This is a genomic window from Paenibacillus sp. J31R109 (assembly GCF_059692055.1).
Window position 1 is genome coordinate 31,780 of sequence record NZ_JCAUAR010000020.1, and the last position, 17,995, is coordinate 49,774.

At 48.7% G+C, this 17,995-nt stretch carries 18 protein-coding genes and 2 pseudogenes; 18 read left to right on the forward strand and 2 right to left on the reverse strand.

All coding sequences use genetic code 11. The features are described 5' to 3' along the window. Positions 1-4 precede the first annotated feature (4 nt). The 12 genes from AC58QT_RS30770 (at position 5) to AC58QT_RS30825 (ending at position 12,374) form a co-directional block, all read left to right on the forward strand. Positions 5-886, forward strand: coding sequence for a phosphoribosylaminoimidazolesuccinocarboxamide synthase (locus tag AC58QT_RS30770; RefSeq protein ID WP_497412382.1), 882 nt, complete (start codon positions 5-7; stop codon positions 884-886). A gap of 26 nt (positions 887-912) precedes the next feature. After that, on the forward strand, positions 913-1,152 hold the full coding sequence (purS, locus tag AC58QT_RS30775) for a phosphoribosylformylglycinamidine synthase subunit PurS (RefSeq protein WP_028556672.1): 240 nt from the start codon (positions 913-915) through the stop codon (positions 1,150-1,152). 71 nt (positions 1,153-1,223) lie between these two features. Continuing rightward, complete coding sequence (purQ, locus tag AC58QT_RS30780) at positions 1,224-1,919, forward strand: phosphoribosylformylglycinamidine synthase subunit PurQ (protein WP_028556673.1); 696 nt, start codon at positions 1,224-1,226, stop codon at positions 1,917-1,919. Next, positions 1,897-4,140: a phosphoribosylformylglycinamidine synthase subunit PurL gene (purL, locus tag AC58QT_RS30785; protein ID WP_310502051.1), complete on the forward strand. Its 2,244-nt coding sequence runs from the start codon at positions 1,897-1,899 to the stop codon at positions 4,138-4,140. The genes purQ and purL overlap by 23 nt, the downstream gene beginning before the upstream one ends. After that, a complete protein-coding gene (purF, locus tag AC58QT_RS30790; RefSeq protein ID WP_497412326.1) occupies positions 4,125-5,657 on the forward strand; it encodes an amidophosphoribosyltransferase in 1,533 nt (510 codons plus the stop codon). The genes purL and purF overlap by 16 nt, the downstream gene beginning before the upstream one ends. Positions 5,658-5,726: 69 nt before the next feature. Next, positions 5,727-6,767, forward strand: a complete 1,041-nt coding sequence (gene purM / locus AC58QT_RS30795; RefSeq protein WP_497412327.1) for a phosphoribosylformylglycinamidine cyclo-ligase — start codon at positions 5,727-5,729, stop codon at positions 6,765-6,767. Continuing rightward, positions 6,767-7,378 carry a phosphoribosylglycinamide formyltransferase gene (gene purN, locus AC58QT_RS30800; protein ID WP_497412328.1) on the forward strand — a complete coding sequence of 204 codons (612 nt, stop codon included), beginning with the start codon at positions 6,767-6,769 and terminating at the stop codon, positions 7,376-7,378. Before purM ends, purN begins: the two co-directional genes overlap by 1 nt. A 211-nt stretch (positions 7,379-7,589) precedes the next feature. Then, positions 7,590-9,137, forward strand: a complete 1,548-nt coding sequence (purH, locus tag AC58QT_RS30805; protein WP_497288809.1) for a bifunctional phosphoribosylaminoimidazolecarboxamide formyltransferase/IMP cyclohydrolase — start codon at positions 7,590-7,592, stop codon at positions 9,135-9,137. A gap of 67 nt (positions 9,138-9,204) precedes the next feature. After that, entirely contained in the window at positions 9,205-10,470 is a 1,266-nt protein-coding gene (purD, locus tag AC58QT_RS30810) for a phosphoribosylamine--glycine ligase (protein ID WP_310502056.1), read from the forward strand. Positions 10,471-10,611: 141 nt separating this feature from the next. Beyond that, on the forward strand, positions 10,612-10,983 hold the full coding sequence (locus AC58QT_RS30815; protein ID WP_497412329.1) for a helix-turn-helix domain-containing protein: 372 nt from the start codon (positions 10,612-10,614) through the stop codon (positions 10,981-10,983). After that, entirely contained in the window at positions 10,976-11,797 is an 822-nt protein-coding gene (locus tag AC58QT_RS30820; protein ID WP_497412330.1) for an ImmA/IrrE family metallo-endopeptidase, read from the forward strand. The genes AC58QT_RS30815 and AC58QT_RS30820 overlap by 8 nt, the downstream gene beginning before the upstream one ends. Beyond that, positions 11,787-12,374, forward strand: coding sequence for a hypothetical protein (locus tag AC58QT_RS30825; RefSeq protein ID WP_497412331.1), 588 nt, complete (start codon positions 11,787-11,789; stop codon positions 12,372-12,374). The genes AC58QT_RS30820 and AC58QT_RS30825 overlap by 11 nt, the downstream gene beginning before the upstream one ends. Positions 12,375-12,467: 93 nt before the next feature. Here AC58QT_RS30825 and AC58QT_RS30830 read toward each other — a convergent pair whose 3' ends face one another. Next, complete coding sequence (locus AC58QT_RS30830) at positions 12,468-12,596, reverse strand: hypothetical protein (protein ID WP_497412332.1); 129 nt, start codon at positions 12,594-12,596, stop codon at positions 12,468-12,470. A gap of 94 nt (positions 12,597-12,690) precedes the next feature. Here AC58QT_RS30830 and AC58QT_RS30835 point away from each other — a divergent pair, with 94 nt between their 5' ends. After that, positions 12,691-13,623, forward strand: coding sequence for an N-acetylmuramoyl-L-alanine amidase family protein (locus AC58QT_RS30835; RefSeq protein WP_497412333.1), 933 nt, complete (start codon positions 12,691-12,693; stop codon positions 13,621-13,623). A gap of 91 nt (positions 13,624-13,714) precedes the next feature. Next, complete coding sequence (locus AC58QT_RS30840) at positions 13,715-14,512, forward strand: DODA-type extradiol aromatic ring-opening family dioxygenase (RefSeq protein WP_497412334.1); 798 nt, start codon at positions 13,715-13,717, stop codon at positions 14,510-14,512. 334 nt (positions 14,513-14,846) lie between these two features. On the opposite strand, the gene AC58QT_RS30845 is transcribed toward AC58QT_RS30840, so the two are convergent. Then, a complete protein-coding gene (locus AC58QT_RS30845) occupies positions 14,847-15,260 on the reverse strand; it encodes a thiol-disulfide oxidoreductase DCC family protein (RefSeq protein ID WP_497412335.1) in 414 nt (137 codons plus the stop codon). A gap of 517 nt (positions 15,261-15,777) precedes the next feature. Here AC58QT_RS30845 and AC58QT_RS30850 point away from each other — a divergent pair. The 4 genes and pseudogenes from AC58QT_RS30850 to AC58QT_RS30865 all read left to right on the forward strand — a co-directional run. Continuing rightward, positions 15,778-16,890: pseudogene (locus AC58QT_RS30850) on the forward strand (MBL fold metallo-hydrolase); the annotation flags it as partial. A gap of 63 nt (positions 16,891-16,953) precedes the next feature. Then, a pseudogene (locus AC58QT_RS30855) lies at positions 16,954-17,232 on the forward strand (rhodanese-like domain-containing protein); the annotation flags it as partial. A 15-nt stretch (positions 17,233-17,247) separates the two neighbouring features. Then, positions 17,248-17,472, forward strand: coding sequence for a sulfurtransferase TusA family protein (locus tag AC58QT_RS30860; protein WP_310502061.1), 225 nt, complete (start codon positions 17,248-17,250; stop codon positions 17,470-17,472). Positions 17,473-17,485: 13 nt separating this feature from the next. Further along, positions 17,486-17,965, forward strand: coding sequence for a DsrE/DsrF/DrsH-like family protein (locus AC58QT_RS30865; protein ID WP_497412383.1), 480 nt, complete (start codon positions 17,486-17,488; stop codon positions 17,963-17,965). Positions 17,966-17,995 lie beyond the last annotated feature (30 nt).

The window sequence follows — 17,995 nt, forward strand, 5'->3', positions numbered from 1 at the left end:
AAACGTGATCGTGGATACAGCTGAAGAAATGATTAATGCACCATTAGTGCACAAAGGTAAAGTCCGTGAGCTGTATGATCTTGGCGATAGCTTTTTGATCGTCGTAACAGATCGGATTTCGGCTTTCGATTATATTCTGAAGCCTGGTGTTCCGGACAAAGGGTACGTACTGAATGCACTCAGCAAGTACTGGTTCGGCGTAACAAGCGGTTATATGAACAATCACATCATCCACACGGATGTTGAGAAGCTTCATGCGATTATTCCAAGTGCGGAAGATCGCGAACTGTTGAAGGAACGTATTATTGTAGCGAAAAAAGCAGAGCGTATCTCCATCGAGTGCGTGGTTCGCGGCTACATCACGGGGAACGGCTGGAGACAGTACGAGAAAACCGGAGAAATTAACGGCATTAAACTTCCAGAAGGCTTGCGCAAAAACGAGCGTTTGGTCGATCCGATTTTCACTCCTGCGGCAAAAAATGATGTGGGTCACGATGAGGACATCACCCTTGAGCAGATGAAGGAGCTGGTTGGTGAAGAGCTAACCTTAGCCCTGCAAGAGCGCAGTATCATGCTATACGTGCTGGCGCATAGCATCTGTGAGCAAAAAGGTATTATTTTAGCTGATACGAAGTTTGAATTCGGTTTCTATGCAGGTGAACTTATTATTATTGATGAGATTTTCACACCGGATTCTTCCCGTTATTGGTCAGAAGATAAATATGCTTTGGACATCGAGATTGATTCCATGGACAAAGAGCCTGTTCGCACATATTTGGCGGGATCAGGTTGGGATAAAAATAGTGAACCGGATGAGCTTCCAGCTTCTGTTGTGGAAGAGACTTCGAACCGATATAAAGGGATTCTGCACCGCTTGGTTGACTAAAAATAACGCTGAGGAGCGATTATACGATGAAAGCAACAGTCTATGTAACGATTAAACAAAACGTATTGGACGTGCAAGGAACGGCAGTACAAGGAGCACTTCACTCTATGGGCTTTGAAGAAGTTGGCAAAGTGCGCATCGGTAAATACTTGGAGCTTGAACTTGGTACGACAGACAGAGCAGAAGCAGAAGCACGCGTAAAAGCAATGTGCGAGAAATTGCTTGCAAACACAGTGATCGAAGACTACCGCTACGAGTTGGTTTAGTAGACATAAGAAAACCAGCATAGGCTTACAAAAATAGTTTACTAAAGCAAACTTTTAGGAGGAAAAACGTCATGAATTTTGCGGTTCTTGTGTTCCCGGGATCGAATTGCGATATCGACTTGTACAAAGCGATTGAAGATACAATTGGTCAACCAGTTGACTATGTGTGGCATACGGACGGCGACTTGTCCAAATACGATTGCATCCTAGTACCAGGAGGATTCTCTTACGGGGATTACCTGCGTTGTGGAGCGATTGCTCAGTTTACAAACGTAATGAAAGCTGTCGTGAAGGCTGCGGAAGAAGGCAAATACATTCTAGGTATTTGTAACGGATTCCAAGTGTTGACGGAAGCTCGGTTGCTGCCAGGCGCATTGCTGCGCAATAACGGCATGAAATTCCGCTGTCACCAAGCGGTTCTGAAAGTTGAGAACAACACAACGGCGTTTACGCGTGATTATGCCGAAGGTGAATTGATCAACATTCCAATCGCACACGGTGAAGGCAACTACTACTGTGACGAAGCTACACTGAAAGAATTGCAAGAAAACAACCAAATCGTGTTCCGTTATGAAGCGGGCAACAACCCGAACGGATCACTGGATGATATCGCTGGAATCAGCAATAAAGCAGGGAACGTAGTGGGTATGATGCCCCATCCAGAGCGCGCCATTCATGAGATTCTTGGCTCCGCAGACGGCAAAAAAATGTTCACATCAATTCTAAGTGCTTGGAGGGAAAAACATGACGCAGCAGCTATCCGCTAAGGAACCATCTCCGGAACAAATCGCGGAACAGAAGATTTACAAGCAAATGGGTGTAACTGACGAGGAGTTTGCTAAGATTTGTGGTTTCCTTGGACGTACTCCGAACTACGTAGAAATCGGCGTATTCAGCGTAATGTGGTCCGAGCATTGCTCTTACAAAAATTCCAAACCTGTTCTTCGCAAATTCCCAGTTACAGGACCTCGCGTTCTTATGGGACCTGGTGAAGGCGCAGGGATTGTAGATATCGGGGACAACCAAGCGGTTGTTTTCAAAATTGAAAGTCATAACCACCCTTCCGCAATCGAGCCTTACCAAGGCGCGGCGACAGGTGTGGGCGGTATTATTCGTGATATTTTCTCCATGGGTGCGCGCCCAGTGGCGCTATTGAACTCCTTGCGTTTCGGTAAATTGGAAAACGATCGTGTGAAGTACTTGTTCGAGCACGTAGTCTCAGGTATCGCTGGATACGGTAACTGTATCGGAATTCCGACAGTTGGCGGCGAAGTGATGTTCGACGAGAGCTACGAGGGGAACCCGCTCGTTAATGCCATGTGCGTGGGTCTTATCGACCACGACATGATCCAACGCGGTGTTGCCAAAGGTGTTGGCAACCCAGTCTTCTACGTTGGCCCAGCAACAGGCCGCGATGGTATCCACGGTGCGACATTCGCATCCGAGGAATTGACAGCTGAATCCGAAGCGAAGCGTCCAGCGGTACAAGTTGGCGATCCGTTCATGGAAAAGCTAGTGCTAGAAGCTTGTTTAGAGTTAATCGATTCCGGCATCGTGCTTGGAATTCAAGATATGGGTGCAGCGGGACTTACATGTTCTTCCGCTGAGATGGCAAGTAAAGCAGGTAACGGCATGGAGCTGTACCTGGATGAAGTACCACAACGCGAAGAAGGCATGACAGCGTACGAAATGATGTTGTCCGAGTCCCAAGAGCGTATGCTTTTCGTAGTTGAGCCGAAGGATGAGGCGCAAGCTAAGGGCATCTTCGAACGTTGGGGCTTACACTGTGCAAAAGTCGGTAAAGTTACTGACGACGGTTTCCTTAAATTGATCCACCACGGTGAAGTCGTGGCGAACATGCCTGTAGGCGCACTCGTTGATGAGTGCCCCGTTTACAATAAGCCAAGCAAAGTGCCGGCTTATTACGAAGCAAGCGCAGCGATTGATACTACACGTTACGAAGAAGTCGTGAAGTTGACAGATGCGCTGAAATCCGTACTCGCTTCCCCGACGGTAGCGAGCAAAGAGTGGGTTTACAACCAGTACGATTACATGGTTCGTACGGAAACAGCTGTGCGTCCAGGTTCTGACGCAGCAGTCGTCACAATCCGCGGCACGCGCAAAGGTCTTGCGATGACAACGGATTGTAACGGACGCTACGTATACCTAGACCCAGAAGTGGGCGGACGTATCGCGGTATCCGAAGCTGCGCGTAACATCGTTTGTTCCGGTGCTGAGCCGCTTGCTGTAACGGATAACTTGAACTTCGGTTCCCCGGACAAGCCTGAAATCTTCTGGCAGTTGGAGAAATCCACGGACGGTATGGCAGAAGCTTGCCGCTTCCTGGACACGCCGGTTATCGGCGGTAACGTTTCGTTGTACAACGAGAACTCCAAAGGCGCGATTTACCCGACTCCGGTTATCGGGATGGTTGGTCTTGTGCATGACACAGATCACATCACAACGCAAAACTTTAAAAACGAAGGCGACATCATTATCTTGCTAGGCGAAACGAAAGCTGAGCTTGGCGGTAGTGAGTTCCAATATGTGATTCACGGTGTAACCGAAGGCCGTCCTCCTGAGTTGGACTTGGCTACTGAGAAACGCCTGCAAAACGCAGTACTTAAAGCAATCCAAGAAGGTCTAGTTGCTTCTGCGCATGACTTGTCTGAAGGCGGTTTGGCTGTAGCACTTGCAGAAAGCTGTATCAGCGGAAACATCGGCGCAGAAGTGAACTTCGCGTCAGATCTACGTCCTGATTTTGCATTGTTCAGTGAAACACAATCTCGTATCGTGCTTAGCGCGACACCAGACAAAGCAGACGCACTTAAGCACTGGATCGCTTCCCAAGGTGTTCCTTATCAAGAAATCGGTAAAGTAACAGGTTCTTACCTCACTGTGAAAATCAATGACGAACAGCGTCTCCAGTCTCCTGTAAGCGAGCTGGCGAAAGTCTGGAAGGATGCGATTCCATGTCTAATGGCGTGAAACAATCCAAGGCCCTGAAGCTTCCTGTGGCACCATTGGAGCAACTAGAGAATGGTCAGCATGAGCTTTGGACAGGTGACTATTACAACGAAGGTATTGGCGGCCAAGGTGGATTGTTCGATAAGCTGAATGAGGAGTGCGGCGTGTTCGGGGTGTATGGTCATCCCGACGCTTCGTCACTGTGTTATTACGGACTTCATGCCCTTCAGCATCGTGGACAGGAAAGTGCCGGTATTTGTACAGTAGATGACGGTAAATTCAACTATTATCGCGGTATGGGATTGGCAAAAGAGGTATTTACGAACGACAATTTGCACCCTCTTACGGGTTCAACGGCTATCGCTCACGTACGTTATTCCACAGCAGGCGAAAGCAAGCTGGCGAATGCGCAGCCGCTCGTGTTCAAATACCGTGAAGGTGACCTAGCTATCGCGACGAATGGAAACCTTGATAATGCAAATATTATCAAGCGTGAGTTGGAGCGTAAGGGCTCTATTTTCCAAACGACGAGTGATACAGAAGTTATGGCGCATCTAATCGCGCGTTCGGAGCATGATGATATTGTTGATGCCGTTAAGGATGCGATGAATCAAGTCATCGGCGGCTTCGCTTTCCTTATTATCACGAAAGATAAATTGATTGCTGCGCTGGATCCGAACGGTTTACGCCCATTCATGATTGGTCGCCTCGGAGATGCTTACTTGTTCGCGTCGGAGACATGTGCTTTTGATGCGGTTGGGGCAACCTATTTCCGTGATGTACAGCCTGGCGAGATCATCGTGATTGATCGTGACGGCTTCCGTTCCGAGCGTTTTGCAGAAGGTGGCAAGCGTGCGATCTGTGCAATGGAGTATATCTACTTTGCTCGTCCAGACAGCGACATCGACACGGTCAATATTCACTCTGCGCGTAAGCGTATGGGTAAACGACTAGCGATGGAAGCTTTCGTGGATGCGGATATCGTAACAGGCGTACCGGATTCCAGTATTTCCGCAGCGATTGGTTTTGCAGAACAAACGGGCATTCCTTATGAGTTGGGTCTGATCAAGAACCGCTACACAGGCCGGACGTTCATCATTCCAAGCCAAGAGCTTCGTGAGCAAGGGGTTAAAATGAAGCTGAGCGCCGTTCGCAAAGTGGTCGAAGGCAAGCGTGTCGTGATGATCGATGACTCCATCGTTCGTGGGACAACGTCCTTACGTATCGTTAACCTGCTTCGTGAAGCAGGCGCAACGGAGGTTCATGTGCGGATTTCTTCGCCGCCTTTTATGAACCCTTGTTACTACGGAATTGATACACCGGACCGCAAAGAGCTGATCGCAGCGATGAATTCCATCGAGGAAATTCGCAAGGCGATCAACGCGGATTCGCTTCATTTTCTAACGAAGGATGGCTTGTTGGATTCAATCGGTCAAGGTTCCGCTGGCAAAGAGAGCGGATATTGTACAGCTTGTTTCGATAACAGCTATCCGACGGAAATCGTTGATGTGACGAAGGTTGGCTGTGCTTGTGATTAACAGTAAGAGAGAGAAAACGGGGGTCTAGCGACCTCCCCCATATATAGACAAACTAAGGAGTGTTGGTCAGTGTCGGATGCTTATAAAAAGGCTGGCGTCGATATCGCGGCGGGGAACGAAGCAGTAGAACGGATGAAAAAGCACGTGAAACGGACATTCCGTCCTGAAGTGTTAACAGATCTCGGTGGCTTCGGCGGGCTGTTCAGCTTGAACAAAGACAAGTATGAGGAGCCTGTACTCGTATCGGGTACGGACGGCGTGGGCACGAAGCTGAAGATTGCTTTTGCCATGGATAAGCATGATACGATTGGGATCGACGCGGTTGCGATGTGTGTGAACGATATTATCGTTCAAGGCGCGGAGCCATTGTTCTTCCTCGATTATCTTGCTTGTGACAAAGTCATTCCAGAGAAAATTGAAGCGATTATTAAAGGGATCGCCGACGGTTGTGCGCAATCAGGTTGCTCATTAATCGGTGGTGAAACGGCGGAAATGCCGGGCATGTATGCTGAAGGGGAGTATGACATTGCCGGCTTTACGGTTGGAATCGTCGACAAGAAAAAGATCATCGACGGAACAACGATCCGTCCTGGAGATGTCGTGCTAGGACTTGCTTCAAGTGGTGTGCACAGCAACGGGTTCTCGCTTGTGCGTAAGCTTTTGCTTGAAGATAACGGTTATACCCTTCAAGGGCATGTTGAAGAGCTTGGCGACAAGTTGGGTAACGTGTTGCTTGAGCCAACGAAGCTGTATGTGAAGCCAGTTCTAGCTATGTTGGAAGATGTAGCGATTAAAGGTATGGCACATATCACGGGCGGCGGTTTCATCGAAAATATTCCACGGGTTCTGCCTGATAACGTGAACGCAGACATTCAATACGGATCATGGCCGATCCTGCCGATTTTCTCCTTGATGCAGCGTGTTGGAGGAATTAGTAATAACGATATGTTCCGCACGTTTAACATGGGAATCGGTATGGTAGTGATCGTGGCTGCTGACGATGCAGAGAAAGCGATCGCTGCTGCGGAAGCACAAGGCGAGAAAGCGTACCGTCTAGGTGTTGTAACCGAAGGTGAGCGTGTCGTTACATTCCAAGGAGCTGACGTGTAATGCAGCCTTATCGCATTGCAGTGATGGCTTCGGGCAGCGGCTCGAACTTTCAGGCGATTGTGGATCAGGTACAGAAGGGGAAGCTTGATGTTAGCATCGAGCTTCTTGTCTGTGACCGCCCAAAAGCGTTCGTCGTTGAACGTGCGAAGGAAGCGAAGGTGCCTGTTTTTGCCTTCAACCCGAAGGAATACGAGAGCCGCGAGGCTTATGAAGCGTTGATTCTGAAAGAGCTGCAGGACCGCCAGGTGGATCTGGTCGTGATGGCCGGGTACATGCGGATTATTACGAATGTGCTGGTGGAGCCGTTCTTCGGGCGGATGATTAACATTCATCCATCTTTGTTGCCTTCGTTCCCCGGCGTGCGCGCTGTGGAACAGGCGGTGGAGTATGGCGTGAAGCAGACGGGCGTCACGGTGCATTTTGTCGATGGCGGGCTGGACTCCGGCCCGATCATTGCGCAGCGTGCCGTGGAAATCCACGAGCACGAGACAGCCGATTCGCTCACGGAGCGAATCCACGCGGCCGAGCACGTGCTGCTGCCGCAGGTTGTGCGGTGGCTGCGCGAGGGCCGCGTGAGCTTGGACGGCCGCAGGGTTAGTGTGCGGACGTAGGGTTTGTAAGATGGCTAGCTCTATAACCACTATCCCATGGGCTCAGAACAAACAGCTTTTTGCTTGCTTCTGAGTATAGGGGATAGTGCCGATAGCTAGCTCTATGACCATGGAGGCACAGCCGTCCAGCTGCTGCTGAGAGGAACAGACATTTTCACATTATTGAACTTATTCATTCATATACAATCCCATTCCCTAAGGAGGAAGCATAGTGGCAATCAAAAGAGCACTGATCTCCGTTTTCGATAAAACGGGCATCGTTGAATTCGCGAGCGAGCTGTCAAAGCTGGGCGTTGAGATCATTTCCACAGGTGGTACGCTTAGTTTGTTAAAGGATAAAGGGGTACCGGTTATCGGTATTTCAGAAGTTACTGGGTTCCCAGAAATCATGGACGGCCGTGTGAAGACACTTCACCCGAACGTGCATGGCGGACTTTTGGCTGTTCGTGACAACGAAGAGCACCAAGCAAGCATGAAAGAGCTTGGCCTAGAGTACATTGATCTAGTTGTCGTGAATTTGTATCCTTTTGCAGAGACGATTGCGAAGCCTGACGTGACTTACGAAGATGCGATCGAGAACATCGATATCGGTGGACCTACCATGCTTCGTTCCGCAGCGAAAAACCATGCTTTCGTTTCCGTTATCGTCGACACGAATGACTATGCGAAAGTGTTGGAAGAAGTGCAAGAAACTGGCGACACTACACTTGCTACACGTAAAACGCTTGCAGCAAAAGTGTTCCGTCACACTGGCGCTTACGATGCTTTGATTGGTGACTATTTGACTGGCCTCCAAGGCGAGCCTTACCCAGAGCGTTACACAGTTACGTATGAAAAAATGCAAGAGCTTCGCTACGGCGAAAACCCGCACCAAAGCGCAGCGTTCTATCGCACGCCGAATGCGGCTGCTGGCAACATCACAACAGCTGAGCAATTACACGGTAAGGAATTATCGTACAACAATATTAATGACGCGAACACAGCTCTTCAAATCGTAAAAGAGTTCAGCGAGCCTGCGGTTGTTGCCGTGAAGCACATGAACCCTTGCGGCGTGGGTATCGGTACGAACGTGCTGGAAGCTTACACGAAAGCGTACAATGCTGACCCGACTTCCATCTTCGGTGGAATCGTTGCTGCGAACCGTGCGATTGACGAAGCGACTGCACAATTGCTGCATGAGATTTTCTTGGAAATCGTCATCGCGCCAGATTTTACTCCAGAAGCTCTTGAGATTCTGGCTAAAAAGAAAAACATCCGCCTACTGAAAGTAGCCGGTTTGGATACGATTGCTGGTCGTGAGTCCCAACCAGTGATTACAACAGTTGAAGGCGGCATGCTTGTACAAGCTAGCGATGCACGTCAATTGACAGAAGCAGATCTAAAAGTCGTTTCCGAGCGTCAACCGACAGCGGAAGAGATGAAGCAATTGCTTTTCGCATGGAAAGTCGTTAAGCACGTTAAATCCAATGCCATCGTACTCGTGGCTGACGATATGACAGTTGGCGTAGGCGCGGGTCAAATGAACCGTGTTGGCGCAGCAAAAATCGCGATCGAGCAAGCTGGCGACAAGTCGAAAGGCTCCGTTCTTTCGTCCGATGCATTCTTCCCGATGGGCGATACGCTCGAAATGGCAGCAAAAGCTGGCATCACAGCAGTGATTCAGCCAGGCGGCTCCATCAAAGACGAAGAATCCATTCGTGTTGCTAACGAAAACGGCATTGCGATGGTTATGACTGGCGTTCGTCATTTTAAACACTAAAACAATTGAGAATGCTCACGTTTCGTAAGGGGACCGTGGGCATTCCCCATGAGAGGGGATTCCATAGATGCGTGTATTAGTTATTGGACGTGGCGGACGCGAGCATGCCATTGTATGGGCACTGAGCAAAAGCCCGAAAATCAGCAAACTGTTCTGCGCACCAGGCAACGGCGGTATCGCCGGCTTAGCGGAGTGCGTGCCGATTACGGAATTACAGTTCGAAGAAATCTCTACGTTTGCGAAGGAGCAGGCGATTGATTTGGTCATGGTCGCGCCTGATGATCCGTTAGCGGCAGGTTTGGTCGATCATTTGGAGTCCAAAGGGATCGCGGCTTTCGGCCCTCGCGCGAACGCAGCGATTATCGAAGGCAGCAAGGTATTTATGAAGCAGCTGCTCAAAAAATACAGCATCCCTACAGCGGCTTACGAGTCATTCGACGCGTATGAGCCGGCACTGGCTTACTTGCGCTCGCAAACAGCGCCAATCGTTATTAAAGCTGACGGCTTAGCCGCTGGTAAAGGTGTTACGGTTGCCCAAACGATGGAAGAGGCCGAAGCTGCGCTGAAGGACATCATGGTTGGGCAGGTTTTTGGGGCATCGGCAGGCGCAAGCGTCGTGATCGAGGAGTTCCTGACAGGGCAAGAAATGTCACTACTTGCTTTCGTGGATGGTTCAACTGTGCGTTTGATGGTGCCTTCGCAGGATCATAAGCCGGTTTTTGATAACGATAAAGGACCGAATACTGGCGGAATGGGGACATACTCCCCTCTTCCACATATTCCAGAGTCCATCGTGCAAGAAGCACTTGTGAACATCGTTCAGCCTACGGCAGATGCGATGGTAGCAGAAGGCCGTCCGTTCAAAGGCGTGCTGTATGCGGGTCTGATTTTGACTCCGAACGGTGTGAAAACGATTGAGTTCAACGCGCGCTTCGGTGACCCGGAGACGCAGGTGATTTTGCCAAGATTGAAAACAGATCTGCTGGATATTTTCCTAGCGATCAACAACGGCACGTTGGCTGAGCAGCCAATCGAGTGGAGCGAGCAAGCCGCAGTCTGCGTCATCGTCGCTTCGCCAGGATACCCTGGGCCGTATCCGAAGGGATTGCCGATTACGGGACTTGATCAAGTGCAAGAAGCGTTGGTGTTCCACGCTGGTACAGCCGTTGATGAGAACGGGCAAATCGTCACCAACGGTGGACGTGTGCTCGGGATCACTGGCCTTGGCAAGGATATCGTAGAAGCTCGTCAGAAGGCTTATGCGGATGCGGATCGGATTCATTTTGAAGGTAAGCATTACCGGACGGATATTGCGATGAAGGCATTGAGATAGAGAAAAGATTGAGGCACGGTCTTTTGTGTGAACAAAGGACTGTGTTTTTTTATTTTCTACTTTGTGTTTGAAATACACAAAGTAGACTATTGTTGTGTAATGTAGTGTATAATAAAGATAAGATTAAGGGAGGTGAATCCAATGACAAAGTTAAATGATGTCGTCATTGGGAAGCGGATTCGTCAAGCACGTCAGGATTTATCTTTTACTCAAGAAGAGGTAGCTGTTGGTGTTGGGATATCTAGGGATAAGTATGCAAACATTGAATCAGGACGCACAGCTTGTTCATTAAACGATGCCAAAGCACTATGCGATTATCTAGGACTAGATATACAGGAATTGCTGAAAAGTGACAATAGTTCATTAGAAGGTCTTATTTTGTTTCGTGAGGGAATAGATGGTGAAGATGAGAAGCTTTTGGATTTTTCCGATAGTATTTTTCGAGAGTTGATGGGTCAAAAGGAGCTGTATCTGAAGAATATCAGAAAAGAGGGACACCATAAAAATGTTTAAACGTCCTGAAGGTAAGATTCCGTTAACTGACCCAGAAAAGTCCATTTTACGTCTAACTGCCATTGCTTTTGCTCAAGAAATGAGAGAACGACTGGGTGTCTCAATTTACGATCCAATTGATATTAATCATATCGTAGAAAGAGAGGGGATACTGGTATTTCAAATAAAGGATCTTGGATGTTCAGGTTTTGTGCGTGTATTTGATGAGCATAAAGCTATTTTTGTTAATGCGAGTGAGTCATTAGGACGTCAACACTACACGATTGCTCATGAGTATTGCCACATCCTTCGAGATCTTCAGAACTTCGTGAAACTTAAGGAGTTGTCTGAAGAAGAGCAAGTACTTTCAATGAATAGTATGGAATACTTCGCATTCAGATTTGCTGATTACTTTCTAATGCCAGAACCAGCCATTTATCAGGCTTTGAAATTGTTAGATATTCATGACTACGGAAATATTTCCATCCAAGATATTTTTAAAATTCAGCATTATTTCAGAGTGAGCTTCACACAGATGATTAGAATGTTGAACAAATCTCTTGTGATTTCGGATGTCCAACACACAGAGTTTCGAAAGATAAGTACAAAGGAAGATCCCCAACTGCTTATCAGGTCAACTGCGGAATCAGGATACGATATTGCTTTAGTGACCGAACTAGAACATTCCCGAATTCCCCTAAGTTTTATGGATGGTCTGATCGACAATATTGTTAATCGCAGGTTGACTAGTAGGAAGGTGAAATATCTAGAAAATCTAATTAAGATTCCCTTGATGGATTACTTACCAGAAAGGGGTAGTGAGGATGTTGAGTAAGTCTGTAGTTATTTCTGACACGGATATATTGAAACACATGATTCATGGACAAATTTTCAGTGTACTCGTACCCGATGTAATCGAAGAGATTTATATAACACCTCAAATTGAAAAAGAGCTGAAAAACAATAGTTTGTATTACCTTCTGTACAATCAATTAAATGCTGAAAAAAGGATTAAGCTAACTAAGGAAGTATGGTCCTCTCTTTCCGTGCAATCAAGACAAGAAATTCAAAAAGTAAAAAGTCGTATGCGCGCTGTCCTAGATCCTGGTGAACTTGATTGCTATGCTTATTCCGTAGGGATGGGTATAGATGCAATAATAAGTGACGATGGTGATGCGAGGGAAAAGATAGTGTTAGATTCTGATCAAGAAAAGATAGTTTTAAATTTTGCGCAACTGCTTATTCTTGCTGTTAAATTGGACAAGTTTGATCTCGAGCAAGCAAGGTTATATTTTGATCAAGTAATCGAAAAAAATAAATTAACGCGTTTCACCTCATTTTCGAAGCAAATTGAAATATTTGATCGTTCTACATTAAAACATCCATGGGTTCAGAAAATTTTGGGTGAGTAATTTGAATAATACATATGAGGATATGGAAATAGGCATAGGAGCGTCACTATGCTTATTTGATTTCCAAATAATGAAGTTGAGCAGATCATCCAGTTACTTCTTATCCCAACCCCGAATATACTTGCTTCTGTTCTTATAGACGAAGAAACACGCCAATAAGGCAAGAACGACTAAGGAAATGGACAGCCAGTGATCAGTGATATACTGCCAAAATGCTTGCATAGCGGAACCTCCCAAATGTGGAGAAGCGTGGTAGTGTTAGTTTTCGCGAGTAGAGGCTGTTTTTATACAGAGCATAGAAATGGGGGGATTGCCGATGTTTGATAAAAGAAAGCTGATACTCGCTGCAGTCATAACGCTGGTTGGTGTGTTGGCTGGTTGTGGAAATAACCAGCGGTTGCCCGTGGTGGTGCCAACGGCAGAGGCTCTGCAAAGCGCTTTGCCGCAGCCGACAGCAGCAGCGCAGGCAACGGCTGCGCTCTCACAGGTGCAGGCGGCAACTACGGTTGCACCAGCCCCGGCCCAGACAGTGGTTCAGACACCTGTCGCAACGCCAGAAACAAAACCAACACCAACGAAGACGCCTGCTCCAACCACGCTCCCGAGCGTCCCAATGAGCAATAAGCTTGTAATGATCGATCCCGGGCATCAACGTGTTGGCAATAACGCACCTGAGCAGGTCGGGCCAGATACGCGGGAAACGAAGGCCAAGGTCAGCTCCGGCACGGTTGGGGTACGTACAAAGAAGCCAGAATATGTACTCAATCTGGAGGTATCCTTGCTGCTTAAAGCTGAGTTAACGAAACGGGGCATTCACGTGACGATGACGCGCGAGACGCATGACGTGGATATTAGCAACAAGCAGCGTGCGGATATGGCGAATGAGGCAGGAGCGGCGCTGGTGGTAAGGATTCATGCAGATGGCGATGCTTCGGCCAGTACGAAAGGATTCTCGGTCTTGTACCCGTCAGCTGCACAACCAGCTGTTAAGCAGATCGCAGCGGAAAGTAAGCAGGCTGCTGGTTTTCTTCTAGCTGGTATGCAGCAAGCGACAGGCTCGAAGGGACGTGGCTTATCGGCGCGAGATGATTTGAGCGGCTTTAACTGGTCAAAGGTACCCGTTGCTCTCGTGGAGATCGGGTTCATGACGAATCCCGAAGAGGACGAGCTGATGTCGGAAGCTGCGTATCAACAGAAGCTAGCTGCTGGCATCGCGGATGGGATTGAGCAGTTTGTGAACGGTAAGTGAGGCGGACGAGCCGTAGCATGGTTTTAATTTTACAGATTCGTGAATAATGTAGATAATTGGCACTGATTTGGTTGTGGGAGGGGGTGTTGCTGTGCTGCCGGCATTTTTTATTGCACATGGCTCACCGAACTTGGCTGTTGAGCAACATGCGTATACGGAGTTTTTGCAAAGACTTGCGATGTCGCTGCCAAAACCGAAAGCCATTGTTGTGTTCAGTGCACATTGGGAGAGCCCCGTACAGAAGATCAGCACAGCGGTCGAGCCGGAGATGATGTACGATTTCTCAGGCTTCGCCGAAGAACTTTATGACATTAACTATCCAGCCAAAGGGGATCTTCCCCTAAGCCTCCATATCCAGCAGTTGCTCCAGCAAGAAGGCATACGCTGTGAGCTAAATGACAGACGAGGCTTGGATCATGGCGTGTGGGCGCCACTCTCGATTATGTACCCCCATGCGAAGATCCCGGTCGTGACACTTTCGGTTAACCCTCGATTAACACCTGAGGAGCATTACAGAATCGGTGCCGCTTTAGGCTCCTTGCGGGATGAGCAGGTGCTGATTATTGGCAGTGGTGGAACGGTTCACAATCTACGCAAGCTGGATTATAACAATCCGGTGCCGCAGATATGGGCCGTGGAGTTTGATGAGTGGCTAGCAGAGCAGCTAGAAACGTGGAACTTCGAGGCGTTGATTCGCTACGACGAACGCGCGCCGCATGCGCGGGAGGCGGTTCCGACGCCGGAGCATTTTGCCCCATTACTCATCGCAATGGGCGCAGGCGATGCTTCACGGAATGCGAAGTTGCTCCATCATAGCTTTCAAATGGGGAGCCTAAGCCTATGCTGTTGGATGTTTGGCAGTCTACGCATACGTAAACAGGAGACTTAGGTTCGTTGTTGTTCGAAGGCCTGCGAGGTGCTGCAGGTTTTTTTGTCGTTATGGTGGAATGGTCTTGCGAGTTCCCTAAGTCGAAAAAATCGAGTTAGGTAATCGAAAAGAGCTCCAGCGGGCTCCCTAAGTCGAAAAAATCGAGTTAGGTGATCGAAAAGAGCTCCAGCGGGCTCCCTAAGTCGAAAAAATCGAGTTAGGTGATCGAAAAGAGCTCCAGCGAGTTCCCTAAGTCGAAAAAATCGAGTTAGGTAATCGAAAAGAGCTCCAGTGAGTTCCCTAAGTCGAAAAAATCGAGTTAGGTAATCGAAAAGGGTTCCAGCGGGTTCCCCGCTCACTCCAAAAACCGTGCCCGATGCTCCGGTTTTGGCAGCATGCACTGCTCGCTCTTGCCGAACCAGCGGTAGCGATTGCGTGCGACGAAGCTGTATCCGAGGTTGCGGATCGGAGCGGGGATGACGATGGCCGCGTAGGCAAGCGGCCAGGCGCCGCGCAACCGCCGGGCAATACGCAGCGCAGCTGAACTGCGCGTATAGGCGCGGCCATCTTCGATCAGCACGATGGTGCTGAGTTGATCGATCGGCAGCCTATATTGGGCGAGCAGCCGCTGCCCCGACTCGGACTGCAGCGTAGCGAAGTGAAACACGCCCTTCGGATCGTTTCGCAGGATGAACTGCACGCTGCTGCTGCAAAGCAGGCATACTCCGTCGAACAAGATAATGGATGGTTGTTTGTTTTGATGCGACATGAGCACCCTCCTTAATCGCACGGTAATGAAGCTACTTTTCATTATACGCCAGTCAGATGGTTGAGCAACTCGCATTGTGTTCGAGGGAACAATTGGCATGACAGAAGCGAGACAAGCGGGGTTGACGAAAAACGGGTGAGGCTATATAGTTTTAATATACTTATAGGGGTATGGGTATGTAGGGTCGGTGGAGATAGAAGGCATCAAGAGGTAAACTGACGCCAATGCTAGGCGAGAGTACTTGTTGAACCATCGGCATTTTTTTACCCTAAAATATACCCTATGGGGTATATAAAATCCCTCATCCATCAAGAAAGGCAGACTCCTTATGGATTTAACATGGATCCTCCAAGTACGGTAGCCTCACCCCTTGGAGCAAAGCTGAGCAAGCGCTTGAACATCAAGCTGTTGCAAGGGATTTTACATCAAAATCTGGTTGTCTATTTTAGCTTAAATGGTTGACCATCTTAACCTAAATAACGGAGGGATTACATTGGAACAGACCCAAGTGCGCGGCATGCAAGCCGCTCAATTAGCCCTTATAGTGCTCAATCAGCAGCCTATCTTTGTTCTAGATGTACGAAACGAATCCGACTTCGCGGACTGGCATATTGATGGCAGTCAGATCAAGTCGCTGAATGTGCCTTATTTTGAACTGCTCGATGGCGTGGAGGCCATTATCGATGCGATCCCAACCGATCAAGAGGTGCTGGTCGTCTGTGCCAAAGAGGGCTCGTCCATTTTTGTAGCAGAGCAGCTACTACAAGCCGGCGTATCGAATCCCACGTACCTAATCGGCGGCATGAAGTCCTGGAGCGAGCAACTTTCACCAGTCAAAATCGGAGATCTAAACGATGGCGGCGAGATCTATCAGTTCGTTCGTGTAGGAAAAGGCTGTCTTTCTTACATGGTCATTTCGCAAGGGGAAGCTGCGGTGATTGATGCGGTGCGGATGACGGAGGTTTTTGAACAGTTCGCCAAAGCCAAGAATGTCGTCATTACCCATACGATCGACACGCATCTCCATGCGGATCATATTTCTGGTGGACGACAGCTGGCGGCGGCAACCAACGGCTCTTACTGGCTCCCGGCGAAGGATGCGACAGAGGTCCAATTCCCTTACGAAAAGCTCGAGGAAGGCCGCAATTTAATCGTTGGCTCTACGGAAATCAGCATCCAGCCGATCTACTCGCCAGGTCACACCATCGGAAGCACATCACTGCTAATCGATGAGAAGTATTTGTTGTCGGGCGATATTTTGTTCGTCCAATCCATTGGCCGTCCTGACCTAGCTGGTAAAGCAGCGGACTGGGTTTCAGACTTGCGATCAACGCTATACGAGCGTTATCAGGCGCTGCCCGAGGAGCTGATCGTGCTTCCTGCCCATTTTGGCAAGATGACAGAGTTAAGTGAAGGCGGGCGAGTAGCCGCGCGGCTAGGTGATTTGTTCAGGCAAAATCCAGGGCTCCAGATCGAAGATGAATGGGCATTTCGACGGTTGGTGACCGAGAATTTGCCGCTTCAGCCGAACGCATACGAGGAGATCAGACAGACCAATATGGGCAAAATCCATCCGACACACGAGGAGCAGCGGGAGATGGAGATCGGTCCTAACCGTTGTGCGGTTCATGATGGGGCATCCGATAAGAAGCCAGCGCAAAGATTCCCTCATACGATCACTAATACTGAGTTGCGTGCCAAGCTTGCAGCAGGGGAGAGTCTGCACATCCTGGATGTCCGCGAGCCAGATGAATTTGCTAATGGGCATATCCCGGGAGCGACTTCAATCCCGCTTGGTGAGTTGGTTAACAACCTGTCCCAACTCCCCCCGAATCACACCTATTATCTGGTCTGCCGAACAGGAAGTCGCAGCGATATAGCTTGCCATACGTTAGCGGAGCATGGGTTTGCCAACATTTATAACGTAACACCTGGTATGTCGCAATGGACTTTTGATATCGAAAAAAACTAATTGGAGGTTATTCCTATGATTCATTTAACTGTAGACGCGAAAGGTTTGGCATGTCCGATGCCACTCGTCAAAGCGAAAAAAGGCATGGATACGCTAGAATCCGGGCAAATCATGGAGCTGCTTACGACGGATAAGGGGTCGATGAAGGATTTTCAGGCATGGGTCGGCAAAACGAAAAATGAGCTGCTGGAAGCCAAAGAAGATCAGGGCGTATTTACATTTCTTGTGAAGAAAGGGTGAGGGCATGACGGAGATGGACACGAAGGAAAAAACGACGATTGTGCTGTTTAGCGGGGACCTCGATAAGGCGATTGCGGCTTTTATTATTGCCAATGGGGCGGCGGCTTACGATCATGATGTGACGATATTTTTCACCTTCTGGGGGCTGAATGCGCTTCGTAAAGATCAGAAAATAGCCGTAAAGAAAGGCTTCGTTGAGCGAATGTTCGGTAAAATGATGCCGCGCGGCGCAAGTAAGCTAGGCTTGTCCAAAATGAACTTCGGTGGGATGGGTCCCCAAATGATCAAGCATGTAATGAAAAAGCATAACGCACTGTCGCTCCCTCAATTGATTGAGCTGGCTCAGGAGCAAGGCATCCGCTTAGTCGCGTGTACGATGACAATGGATTTGCTCGGGTTGCAGGCGGAAGAGCTGCTGGATGGCGTTGAGCATGCAGGTGTAGCGGCGTATCTGGGAGATGCGACGGACGCGAAGGTGAACTTGTTTATTTAACGGAGGACAGGATTGCAAGTTGTTTTCATC